The 12,480-nt window shown below is 51.4% G+C and carries 10 protein-coding genes; 1 reads left to right on the forward strand and 9 read right to left on the reverse strand.

Features of this window, described 5'->3' with window-relative positions; all coding sequences use genetic code 11:
- A partial coding sequence (gene relA, locus VIN66_RS13255) for a GTP diphosphokinase (RefSeq protein ID WP_331924421.1) occupies positions 1-1,792 on the reverse strand: 1,792 nt, incomplete at its 3' end.
- Between the two features lie 19 nt (positions 1,793-1,811).
- Positions 1,812-3,137: a 23S rRNA (uracil(1939)-C(5))-methyltransferase RlmD gene (gene rlmD, locus VIN66_RS13260; protein ID WP_331924422.1), complete on the reverse strand. Its 1,326-nt coding sequence runs from the start codon at positions 3,135-3,137 to the stop codon at positions 1,812-1,814.
- An 80-nt stretch (positions 3,138-3,217) separates the two neighbouring features.
- Here rlmD and barA point away from each other — a divergent pair, with 80 nt between their 5' ends.
- The gene (barA, locus tag VIN66_RS13265) at positions 3,218-5,932 is read left to right on the forward strand and encodes a two-component sensor histidine kinase BarA (RefSeq protein WP_331924423.1); all 2,715 of its coding nucleotides are present in this window, start codon (positions 3,218-3,220) and stop codon (positions 5,930-5,932) included.
- Positions 5,933-5,953: 21 nt separating this feature from the next.
- On the opposite strand, the gene acpS is transcribed toward barA, so the two are convergent.
- From acpS to lepA, 7 genes are read right to left on the reverse strand one after another with little or no spacing between them, the layout of a single operon-like run.
- Positions 5,954-6,349, reverse strand: coding sequence for a holo-ACP synthase (acpS, locus tag VIN66_RS13270; protein WP_331924424.1), 396 nt, complete (start codon positions 6,347-6,349; stop codon positions 5,954-5,956).
- Positions 6,349-7,083 carry a pyridoxine 5'-phosphate synthase gene (pdxJ, locus tag VIN66_RS13275; RefSeq protein ID WP_331924425.1) on the reverse strand — a complete coding sequence of 245 codons (735 nt, stop codon included), beginning with the start codon at positions 7,081-7,083 and terminating at the stop codon, positions 6,349-6,351. Before pdxJ ends, acpS begins: the two co-directional genes overlap by 1 nt.
- 26 nt (positions 7,084-7,109) lie before the next feature.
- Positions 7,110-7,793, reverse strand: a complete 684-nt coding sequence (recO, locus tag VIN66_RS13280) for a DNA repair protein RecO (RefSeq protein ID WP_331924426.1) — start codon at positions 7,791-7,793, stop codon at positions 7,110-7,112.
- 6 nt (positions 7,794-7,799) lie between these two features.
- The gene (gene era / locus VIN66_RS13285; protein WP_134056638.1) at positions 7,800-8,708 is read right to left on the reverse strand and encodes a GTPase Era; all 909 of its coding nucleotides are present in this window, start codon (positions 8,706-8,708) and stop codon (positions 7,800-7,802) included.
- Positions 8,695-9,372, reverse strand: coding sequence for a ribonuclease III (rnc, locus tag VIN66_RS13290; RefSeq protein WP_331924427.1), 678 nt, complete (start codon positions 9,370-9,372; stop codon positions 8,695-8,697). Before rnc ends, era begins: the two co-directional genes overlap by 14 nt.
- Positions 9,373-9,402: 30 nt before the next feature.
- Positions 9,403-10,329 (reverse strand): signal peptidase I, encoded by a 927-nt coding sequence (gene lepB, locus VIN66_RS13295; protein WP_331924428.1) that lies wholly within the window; start codon positions 10,327-10,329, stop codon positions 9,403-9,405.
- A gap of 13 nt (positions 10,330-10,342) precedes the next feature.
- Positions 10,343-12,142 carry a translation elongation factor 4 gene (gene lepA, locus VIN66_RS13300; protein WP_331924429.1) on the reverse strand — a complete coding sequence of 600 codons (1,800 nt, stop codon included), beginning with the start codon at positions 12,140-12,142 and terminating at the stop codon, positions 10,343-10,345.
- Positions 12,143-12,480 lie beyond the last annotated feature (338 nt).

Raw genomic sequence — 12,480 nt, forward strand, 5'->3', positions numbered from 1 at the left:
CCATGTGGGTTAACAAATTACCCACGCCCTGCACCACTACATCACTTTTTGCTTTTGCCGGTGACAATGGTTTGGTAATTAACCGCGGGTCGATTTCCGGCTCTTCTAATTTGGCACTCTGGCTCTGAATAAAGTGCACAACCTGGGTCACTTTAATTTCACCGCCGCCAATACCCACCAGCAGCTCATCCATACTGTTTACGTTAAAGCGCGACAATACCTTGCCCGGATGCTCCATCACCAGATTCAGCCGGGTCAGTTCGGTATCGAGCAACTCTTTACCGGCAGCGATATTTTTATCTCTGTCCTGCAAGCGGAACCAGTACTGCACTTTAGAGCGGGCACGGCTGGATTTTAAATAACCCAGATGCGGGTTTAACCAGTCACGGCTGGGGTTAGGCTCCCGCCCGGTCAGTATTTCTACCTGATCGCCGGTTTTCAGTTGATAGGTAAAAGGCACTATGCGGCCGGAGATTTTAGCGCCAATACAGCGATGCCCCACATTAGAGTGCACGTAATAGGCAAAATCCAGCGGGGTTGAGCCCATTGGCAAGTCGACAATGTCGCCTTTGGGTGTAAATACATAAACTCTGTCTTCGATAACCTGGTTACGCAGCTCTTCTGCCAGATCAGCGCTTTCAACAACATCTTCCTGCCATTGCAGCAGCTTACGCAGCCAGCCAATCTTTTCATCATTGGCGCCGTCTTTACCGGCAACTGAGCCTTCTTTGTAACGCCAGTGCGCCGCTACCCCAAGCTCAGAGTCTTCATGCATTTGCCGGGTACGGATTTGTATTTCTACGGCACGGCCAAGCGGGCCCAGCACCACGGTATGAATAGACTGGTAACCATTTTGTTTTGGCGTCGCGATATAGTCATCGAATTCTTTTGGCAGGTGCCGCCAACCGGTGTGCACTATGCCAAGTGCGGCGTAACAATCCTGCACCCGCTCGGTGATGATCCGCACGGCGCGGATATCATACAGCTGATCAAAGGCCAGCTGCTTTTTCTGCATTTTTTTCCAGATACTGAATATATGCTTGGGCCGGCCATACACGTCGGCCGTTAAATTTGCATCCGCAATTTTCTGCCGCACAGAGGCGACAAACTCTTGCATATACTGCTCGCGGTCGAGCCGCTTTTCTTCGAGCAGGCTGGCAATTTGTTTGTAAAGCCTGGGGTGCAAGTAACGGAAGGCTAAATCTTCAAGCTCCCATTTTAACTGACCAATACCCAAGCGGTTTGCCAGCGGTGCGAAGATGGCGTTGGTTTCTTTCGCCGCTAATACCCGGGTTTCTTCATCGGCGTTTTTCACTTCGCGCAGATAACAAATTTGGGCTGCCAGTTTAATGACCACTGCACGCACGTCTTCTACCATCGCCAGTAACATGCGGCGCAGGTTATCTGCCTGTTGCGGGTTTACACTCTGGTTCGGCCCGGTTGGAATGGTACGGATAGCTTCCATTTGCTGCACGGCCTTGAGCATTGCAACCACATTGGCGGGAAATTCAGCTTCAAGTTGCTCAGTGTTAACTAAATCGGCTTCCAGCAACGGAAACAGCAACGCTGCCAGCAGCGAGTCGCTGTCCATGCGCAGCTCGGCCAGGATCTCGACCATTTCCCAGCCGGTACGCACTGCTGTAATGGGCTCAATCAGCTGATGTTGCTTCAGCCATTCGGCTGCATTCATCAAACTGTTGATCTTTTTCTCAGTCAGCCCCAGCGAACATAACCACTCCAGCGTTTCACCACTGTTGTAATCAGTACTGTGTGACTGACGAACCCTTACCATGTGCTGTTCCCTCTATAATTTACGACCGGCTGAACAACGCCATCAATTCCAGGTGGTTGGTGTGGGTAAACATATCCACACCACTGATCTTATGCAGACGATACCCACTTTGCAGCAATATCTTCGCATCACGGGCAAAAGTAGCAGCGTTGCACGACACGTACAATATCTGTGCCGGTTTTAGCTTAATAATTTGCTCTGTAGCACCGGCGGCACCGGCCCGGGCCGGATCCAACAACACCTTGGTATACTCAGGCGTATTCCAACTGGCTTTAGGCCAGCTCAGATGTAAATCAGCCTGATAGGCTTCCACGTTGCTAAGACCGTTTAACTTAGCATTGGTTGCCAGCTGTTGCACCATTTTGGCCACACCTTCAACTGCACGCACTGTTTTTGCCCGTTGCGCCAGCGCCAGCGTAAAGTTGCCTATACCGGCATATAAATCCAGTACTATGTCATCAGCTTTGACCTGCAGCCAGTCAAGCGCCTGATTTACCATCTGCTGGTTCAGCTCAGCATTTACCTGAATAAAATCATCAGGCGAAAATTGTAATCTCAGATCCTGCTCCGCCAGCGTATATTCCGGGGTGACCTCACGCTGCCAGTAACTGAATCGCCCCTGCTCTGCCTCGCCCACCCAGACAGCCTCTGGCCAGGCAGCAATAAACAGCTGCTGTTCAAGCTCACTTAACGGCCTGATATGGCGCAGGATAACAAAAGCTGTGCTGCCAGCCTGCAATACTTCAGCGTGAGTGACAGATGTCGGGTCTTTTAACTGCGGCAACACCTGGTTAAGCACGCCAAACACCGGCGCTAACGTTGCTGACAGCACCATGCAATGGTCCAGCGCGACAATCTGTTTGTCCGCCTGGCGGCGAAAGCCGACGTCAAACCGGCGCTGCTTTTTATCGTACCAGATACCGATACGGGCACGGCGCCGGTAACCGGTCGATGCAGATGCCAGTGTCGGTTGCCACGGCAACTGTGGCAGGTTTGTCTGATGGCGGATCAGGGCATCAATGCCCTGCAACTTTAACTCGCGCTGTGATTCAGCGGTCAGATGCTGCAACTGGCAACCACCGCATACCGCAGCATGCGGACATGGCGGCGTTATCCTCAGAGGGGATGGCGTTATGACGTTAACCGTTTGCGCTCTGATAAAGCCGGCTTTATCTTCCACTACCTTGGCCTGCACCTGCTCTCCTGGCAGCGCCGCTGCAACAAAGACAATTTTCTGCTGGTGCTTACTGATGCCTTGCACCTCATAATCACTGTTATCTATGTTGAAGTTAAAGGTTTTTCCCAGCAGGCTGGCTTTAGGCTTGGCTTTGTATATGTTAAGCATGGTGTCTCTGTCAGGTTGTAGGCAAGAACGACGTCTTATGTCATTATCAGGGCAATGTTAATTCGATTACAGCGGCAACAATGACAAAAATTGGTTTGCGCTCCTGGTTACTGCTTTGCAGCGCACTGCCGGCACTGCTGGTCAGTGTATTCTGTGCCGGCTATTTTAGCTATGTTCGTTATCAGGAGTTAGCACTTTCTTTTTCCGAAAAGGCACAACATATTGCCCTGCCCTTGTCGATCAGCAGCCAGGACTTACTGAGCAGACAAAATACCGTCGCGTTGGAGCAACTGCTTAGCAGCGCACACCGGCTCAACTCGCCTTTACTGAGCAATATCAGTCTGTTTGATGCCAATCATCAGGCGCTGATACACACCAATCCGCAGCGGTTTAACCGCGCATTGCAGTTAAGTAGCACACAGAAATTAGCACCGACCGGCCTGCTGGCTGACAGTGAACATGAGCTGGTGTTTTATCAGCCTCTGGCAGCTGAAGATGCTACTGCAGCTCAGGGATATCTGCTGCTGCAGTTACCCAAGGCACAATTACAGTTGCAGCAACAACAGCTGCTGCTGCATGTCATCTTAATAAACGCCGGCTGTTTAATTGCTTTTATGCTGCCAACACTATTGTTGCTGCGCAGAGTGCACCAACCGGTGCGGCAAATATTACGTAATCTGCAATTGCTGTTAAACGGCCAGAAAGCCGAAGCCGGCAGCGGCAATACCGGCGGCATAGTGCGTGAGCTGACGCAGCTGCAGCACAGCCTGAACCTGCTGGGAACTCACTTCAACGTGCAGGAGCAGGAAATGCAGCAGCAGATTGAGCAGGTTACCAGCGATTTGCAGCAAAGCATGGAGCAACTGGAGGTGCAGAACATAGAACTGGATTTTGCCCGGCGCAAAGCGCAGGAAGAAAACCGGCAAAAATCCGAGTTCCTGGCCAAAATGAGCCATGAACTGCGTACGCCGCTAAATGGCGTTATCGGCTTTACCCGCCAACTGCTGAAAACCCAGCTGTCGTCGAACCAGCATGACTACCTTACAACAATCCAGAAGTCAGCCAACAGCCTGCTGCACCTGGTTAACGATGTACTGGATTTTTCCAAGCTGGAAGAAGGCCGGCTATCAATCAACCCGGAGCCCTTTTCGCTGCGGGATATGTTAAATGATGCAACCGAACTGCTGGCCGCCAATGCATTTGATAAGCATCTGGAGCTGGTATTGATGGTAGAGCCGTCCTGCCCGGACGATCTGGTAGCCGATCCGGCGCGTTTCATTCAGGTGCTGATGAACATTGCCGGTAACGCCATTAAATTTACAGACCACGGCAGCATTGTCATCCGGGTGTCGGCAACCTTACTGAACGAAGATCAGCTTGTTTTACACTGCTCGGTACAGGATACCGGTCGCGGCATCAGTGAGGAGCAGCAAAGCCAGTTATTTCAAGGCTTTAGCTACAACGACTCCCGCAGCCACCAGAGCGGCTCCGGCCTGGGGCTAATGATCTCGCAACGGCTGGTTAAAGCGATGGGCGGCAACATAGGTTTTGAAAGCAAACAGGCTGAGGGCTCAACCTTCTGGTTCACGATAAAATGCCTGCGTCACCAGATTGCTGTGGCAGACAGCCTGCCGCTGGATGTGCTGGAGAACAAACAACTGCTGTATTTTGAACCGCAGCAGCACTCCCGCGAAGCGACGCTGGCGCTGTTACACAGCTGGGGGTTACAGGTGACCGCCTGCGCCACTAAAGGTCAGCTGCAACAGGCGCTGGCGCACCAGCAGCACTATGATATTGGCCTGATAGGCCGCACCATTGCCCTGAATCAGGTCAATCAGGTACTGGCTTTACTGAAACAAATCAAACCCCAGTGCAGCCACACCTGCCTGTTGGTAAATACTTTGTCACCCCATCTGCGCGAAACACTGCTAAGCGCCGGTGCCGATGCCTGCCTGTCGAAACCACCTCACTTACGCAAACTGGCCACGGCGCTGGCGCAGCCTTATCTGCACAAGGCACAACCTGTGGATGAAACCGCCGGCCAACGCCAGGGCAGCCTTAAAGTACTGACAGTGGATGACAATGACGCCAACCTGAAGCTGATTAATACCTTGCTGGCCGAACAGGTAGAGCAGATCGACTCTGCCCGCGACGGCGCAGAAGCCTGGCATAAAGCAACACAACATGTGTATGACATTATTTTTATGGATATCAACATGCCGGTAATGGACGGTATTAACGCCTGCCAGCGTATCCGCCAAAGCTCGCTGAACGAGCACACCCCCATCATAGCCGTGACAGCGCACGCAGTAGATGGCGAGCGCGCCCGCTTGCTGACGCTGGGTTTTAATGAATTTTTAAGTAAACCGCTGGACGAGAACATGCTGCACTGCAGTTTGCAGGAGTTCTGCCCGACCAGCCGACCACAGAGCGCGCCGACAAGCTGGCCGGCAAGTAAGCTGGTGAACTGGCCGATGTCGCTGGAGCGCGCAGGTGGTAAATGCAGCCTGATGAAAGAAATGCTGCAGATGCTGGTAAACAGCATTCCGCCAAGCCGGGCGGCGATACAACAAGCTGCCTCAACCCAGGATGTTGCCCAATTACTGCAGCAGATCCATAAGTTAAACGGTGCCTGCTGTTATACTGGTGTGCCCAGACTGAAACAACTGTCAGAGCTGTTGGAAACCCAGCTCAAGCAAGGCAAAAGTCTGGCAGAACTGGAGCCGGAATTGCTGGAGTTGGACGATATTATGCAGGGGCTGTGGCTGGAGAGCCAGCACTGGCAATGGCAGTAAGCATCAGGGCGTACAACCTGGCTACTGCCGCTCCAGGATCACGGTAGCGGCAGCATAAGCCTGCTCATCGGTAATCGATAACCAGATATGGCTGACACCAAGCCGGGCGGCAAGTTCTGAGGCAAAATCGGTGAGGGCCAGTTTAGGTGCGCCGTCAGCATTGTTGCTGATATGAATATGCTGAAATGACACGCCGCGGCCAATACCGGTACCAAGCGCCTTCGCCGCCGCCTCTTTTGCCGCAAAACGTTTGGCAAAATAACGCGCCGCATTGCCAGGATGGTTTTGCGCCATCGCCTGAAAGATCTGCTGCTCGTTCTCTGTCAGCACACGCTTTATCAGCGCAGGGCTTCGCGACAGGCTTTGTTCAATCCGGGCAATTTCGACAATATCGGTTCCCAGGCCAACGATTGCCATCAGCACCGGGCCTCAACCATCAGCCGCTTCATTTCCCGCACGGCGCCGTCCAGGCCGCTGAACACCGCCCGTGCCACTATCGCATGGCCGATATTCAGCTCATGCATCTGCGGTATCGCGGCTATCGGCTGCACATTATGGTAATGCAAACCGTGCCCAGCATTTACTATCAGCCCCAGTGACGAAGCATAGGCGGCCGCTTCGCTGATACGTTTTAACTCAGCGCGCTGCACTGCCGCATCCTGGGCTTCGGCATATTTGCCGGTATGAATTTCAATATAAGGCGCGCCTGCTGCTGCTGCCGCTTCGATCTGGCGGTGATCGGCATCGATAAACAGCGATACCAGTATGTTTTGTTCACGCATTTGTGTAACAGCATCGGTAATACGCGTTAGTTGCCCGGCTACTTCCAGCCCGCCTTCGGTGGTTAGCTCCTGGCGTTTCTCAGGTACAAAGCAGGCAAAATGCGGTTTTAGCTCAGTGGCAATTTGCAGCATTTCATCAGTAACGGCCATTTCAAAGTTCAGCCTGGTTGCGATGGTCTGACGCAATACAAATACATCGCGGTCAATAATATGCCGTCTATCTTCACGCAAATGCACGGTAATACCATCAGCGCCCGCCTGCTCGGCCATTAGCGCTGCATGCACAGGTTCAGGGTAATAAGTCCCGCGGGCCTGGCGCAACGTTGCAACATGATCAATGTTCACACCAAGAAAAATAGGGTTATGCATACCTGACTCCACAGATAAAATTAGGGTTATTCTGACGCAAACAAGGCTCTGCTAGCCAGGGGTTTTGCGCCTAATAAAGGTGACAACAGCTGCCGGCTAAGCTGTTTGGCACAGCGTTTGGTTTCTGCCGCTTGCCAAAGATTCTGGCCAATGTTCAACAACAAAGCTCCGCTAAAGCCACTGCCGGATGGCACAAAACCGGCTTCGCTTTGCCACTCGTAGCGTGCTGTTGCATTGATAGCTTGTCCATTGGCGTCATACTGCCATTCAATCGGTTGGCCCAATTCTGCCAATAAAGCAAATTCAAACCGGCGCAGACAAGGCTCCAGTTCAGTACCAGAAGCCTGGACGTCATCAAGTTGTTGCAAGCCAGCCTGATATAGCGCAAATAACTGCTCAGAGGCTAAATTATCGGGCCATAAGCGGCAAATCAGCTCATTAAGATAAATCGCGCTGTATAGCACCTTACCGCTGAACATATGGCCTACCGCGGCTTCATCAATATTTTTGACGGTTTTCAGCTCACTTCTGCCGCTCAGCTCCAGCATAAACAACTGAAACGGCTGCAAACTTAAGCGCTGCTTACCCTGCTTCCTGCGTACTACTGCAGACAGCCGCCCCTGTTCAGGCAACAGCAACTGTAAGATAAGCTTATCGTCGCTCAGCGGACGGCTGTGCAGAATATACGCTGGCCAGAACGCTGCGGACATCTGTGGTTAGTCTTCGCCGTAGCCCAGGCTGCGCAGCGCGCGTTCGTCATCCGCCCAGCCCGATTTTACTTTCACCCAGATTTGCAAAAACACCGGTTGCTCCAGCATAGCGGCCATATCCAGACGCGCTTCAGTGGCGATCGTTTTTATCCGCTCACCTTTGTTACCAATCACCATTTTTTTCTGGCTGTCCCGCTCGACCAGCACCAGCGCGGCGATATGGTAATGTTTCTCTTCCCACTTAAAGCGCTCAATTTCTACCGTTACCGAATAAGGCAACTCATCACCGAGAAAGCGCATCAGTTTTTCACGGACAATTTCTGCGGCCATAAAACGCATTGAGCGGTCGGTAACATAATCATCCGGAAAGAAAAACTCGCACGGTGGTAAATGCTTTTGCACCACGGCGCGCAACGCATCTATATTGTCGCCGGTTTCAGCTGACAGCGGCACCACATCAATAAAATTCAGTTGCTGGCCCAGCCACTGTAAGTGCGGTAGCAGTGTGTCTTTGTCGCGATACAAGTCTACCTTGTTGACCACCAGCACCACCGGCTTCTTCGCTGCGATAAGCCGGTTTAACACCATCTGATCATCATCCGTCCAGCGTGTACCTTCTACAACAAACAGCACAAATTCAACATCGAGAATAGAGCTGGCAGCCGCTTTGTTCATTAAACGGTTGATTGCCCGCTTTTCTTCACTGTGCAGGCCCGGGGTATCAACATATACCGTCTGATAATTATCACGGGTGTCAATTCCGACAATGCGGTGCCGGGTAGTTTGCGGTTTCTTCGAGGTGATACTGACCTTTTGCCCTACCAGCTTATTGAGCAACGTCGATTTGCCAACGTTAGGCCTGCCGACAATGGCGACCAGAGCGGCATAGGTTGGCAGGGTATTATTTTCTGTCATGCTTAATTTTTTCCAGCGCCATGTGAGCGGCGTCCTGCTCTGCCTTGCGGCGTGAAGTACCGCTGGCGGTAAATGGGGCCATACCCGCTATGGTGCAGCGTACTGTAAAGGTTTGCTGATGCGCCTCGCCTTCAGTGGCAATGACATCATATACCGGCAACGCTAAGCGTAGCCCTTGCAGATATTCCTGCAACAAGGTTTTGGAGTCTTTCTGCTCGCCTGGCGTAATGGTTTCTATGCGTGAGCCGAACCAGAATAAGATACGCTCTTTACAGGCCTCCATGCCGGCGTCGAGATAAATCGCGCCGAGGATAGCCTCTACCGCATCTGCCAGAATAGACTCACGGCGAAAACCACCGCTTTTCAGCTCGCCTGGCCCTAAGCGTAAATATTCGGATAACCGCAGCTCCTGGGCAATTTCAGCCAGCGTAACACCTTTTACCAGCGCTGCGCGCATCCGGGTTAAATCGCCTTCACGGGCTTTGGGGAAATTGGCAAACAGTGTTTCAGCAATGACCAGGCTCAGCACGGCATCGCCCAGATATTCCAGCCGTTCGTTGTGCTGCCCTTTGCAACTGCGGTGAGTCAGAGCCTGTTCCAGTAAGGCCGGCTGTTGAAACTGATAGCCCAGACGGGCTATCAGTGGAGATAACGATTTTTGCATGCTTGTCTCTTAACGGTGCCGTCTCTGAGCTTAGCGGATGCTGCCAAGACGTTCAAAACGTACACCTGTTGGTACCCAACCTGGCAACCAGCTGTTCGGATCGGTATTAAATTCAAAGCTCATCCAGATAAACACCGCTTTACCAACCATATTATCTTCTGGCACAAAGCCCCAGAACCGGCCATCACGACTGTTATCGCGGTTATCACCAAGCACAAAGTAGTGCCCTTCCGGTACGACAAACTCATCAATAGCCGTGCCGCGCTGTTTAAAGAAGAACTCGGTGTGCTCACGCCGTGCCGGCGTCTGCAGAATATCGTGCTCTACATCACCCAGCTTTTCTGTATAACGGCGCTGCGGGAACTGTTCCTGATAAAACTCACCTTCATTTTTCAGATTAAGCTCTATCATTTCCAGCTTACCGCAATCAGCTTGCTGTGCGTCTGTGCAGGCTTTTTCAATAAACAACTGTTTATTACGGTAAATAATACGGTCGCCCGGTACACCTATCACCCGTTTAATGTAATCAACCGTCGGTTGCTCCGGATACTTAAAGACCGCTACATCACCGCGCTGTGGTTTGTTGTTGCTGTACAACGTTTTGCGCCATACCGGATCTTTGACATCATAAGAAAACTTTTCAACCAGGATAAAATCGCCAACCAGCAAAGTTGGCATCATTGAGCCTGATGGGATCTGAAAAGGTTCGTAAATAAACGAGCGGAAAATCGTAATTAAGGCGATTACCGGAAAAATCGACTTTGCAGTTTCGACCAGCTGCGGCTCTTTTAACAGCTCCGCTCCGGCCTCTTCCGGCAAACTGCCACCACCGGCAGCTGATTGAGCCAGGGCAAGTTTTTGCTGGCGTTTAGGTGCCAGCACCAATGCATCCAGCAACCAGATTAAACCACTGGCGAGTGTCAGCAGCACCAGAAAAATTGCAAAGTAACCTGCCATGTAAAACCCTTAATTATTTACCAACTTTCAAAATCGCCAGGAAGGCTTCCTGTGGTACTTCCACATTACCAACCTGTTTCATGCGCTTTTTACCTTCTTTCTGCTTTTGCAGCAGCTTTTTCTTCCGGCTAACGTCGCCACCATAACATTTTGCCAATACGTTTTTACGCATCTGTTTGATGGTCGTACGGGCAATAACGTGGTTACCAATCGCCGCCTGAATTGCAATGTCAAACATTTGCCGTGGGATCAGTTCTTTCAGTTTTTCGGCCAGCTCACGGCCGCGGCCCTGAGCAAAGTCGATATGACTGATAATCGCCAGCGCATCCACCCGCTCACCGTTGATAAGAATATCAACCCGCTGCATGTTCGAGGTTTGGAAGCGCTTAAACGCGTAATCGAGCGAAGCATAACCACGGCTGGTTGACTTTAAGCGGTCAAAGAAGTCCATGACCACTTCGGCCATCGGCAGCTCATAGGTTACGGCGACCTGACGACCGTGGTATAACATATTGGTTTGCACACCACGCTTTTCGATACACAGGGTAATAACGTTACCCAGATATTCCTGCGGCACCAGAATATGCGCTTCAACAATAGGCTCGCGAATTTCATCAATATCATTTACCGCAGGTAACGCACTTGGGTTATCTACCATGACGATATCGCCGTTTTTCTTCACCACTTCGTACACTACGGTTGGAGCCGTGGTAATAAGATCCAGGTCATACTCGCGCTCTAAACGCTCCTGAATGATTTCCATGTGCAACATACCGAGGAAACCAATACGGAAACCAAAGCCCAGTGCACCGGAGTTTTCCGGCTCATAAAACAGAGAAGAGTCATTCAGGCTCAGTTTGGCCAGCGCGTCACGGAAGTCCTCGTAGTCGTCGCTTGATACCGGAAACACACCGGCATAAACCTGCGGTTTAATGCGTTTAAAACCCGGCAACGGTTTTTCGGCACTGTTTTTTGCCAATGTCAGCGTATCACCTACCGGCGCACCTTTGATCTCTTTAATACCCGCGATAACAAAACCTACTTCGCCGGTTTTCAGCTCGCCGGTGTTGGTAGCTTTAGGGCTGAAAATCCCCACTTTATCAACTTCGTAAGTTTGGCCGGTCGACATCACTTTAATTTTGTCTTTGGCTTTAATGCTGCCATGCTTCACCCGCACCAGCGACACTACGCCCTGATAAGCGTCAAACCAGGAGTCGATGATCAAAGCCTGGGTTGGCTGTTCCGGCTCACCTTCCGGTGGCGGAATTTTTTTAACGATGGTTTCCAGCACATCTTTTATACCAATACCGGTCTTTGCCGAGCACTGCACAGCGCCCACTGCCTCGATACCGATAATATCTTCAATTTCCTGCGCTACACGTTCCGGATCAGCCTGGGGTAAATCGATTTTATTCAGCACCGGCAGAACTTCTAAATTCATATCCAGTGCGGTATAGCAGTTAGCTACTGTTTGCGCTTCTACGCCCTGTCCGGCGTCCACGACCAGTAAAGCCCCTTCACAAGCAGCCAGTGACCGGCTGACTTCATAAGTAAAGTCAACATGGCCTGGCGTATCGATAAAATTCAGCTGGTAAGTTTCGCCATCATCTGCGGTGTAGTTCAGCGTAACGCTCTGCGCTTTAATTGTAATACCGCGCTCACGCTCAAGATCCATCGAATCGAGCACCTGTTGCTGCATTTCACGGTCTGACAGACCGCCACAGTATTGAATTAGCCGATCAGACAGCGTCGACTTACCGTGGTCAATATGGGCAATAATAGAGAAGTTTCTGATGTGATTTAGTTTAGGCATGTTGTCCGCAAAACAGTGAGCGCAACGCAAAGCAGCATACTTGATAACGACAAGTGGCAACCTCCAGCGTCAGCGCGGGTTATTTTTGAAAATTAGCGCGAATTGTACTCTATCCGACGGCAGCTTGCTATGTGTTATTAACGGCTGTGGCAGCAGCTTTCGCCGCTCACGTCATGACAGATTATGTTGCTGTACACCTAAGGAGGGTAAAACTTCAACAATATGAATATCAGTGCGTTTTTCCTGATAACGCCCATACAGACGCGCAATCGCAAAACCGGATGCCGCTCCAAGCGCTGCCAGTAGCATTTGCATACCTTCATTCAGCCCTATGGCAT

The sequence above is a fragment of the Rheinheimera sp. genome (genome assembly GCF_036568245.1).
Taxonomy (GTDB): Bacteria; Pseudomonadota; Gammaproteobacteria; order Enterobacterales; family Alteromonadaceae; genus Alishewanella.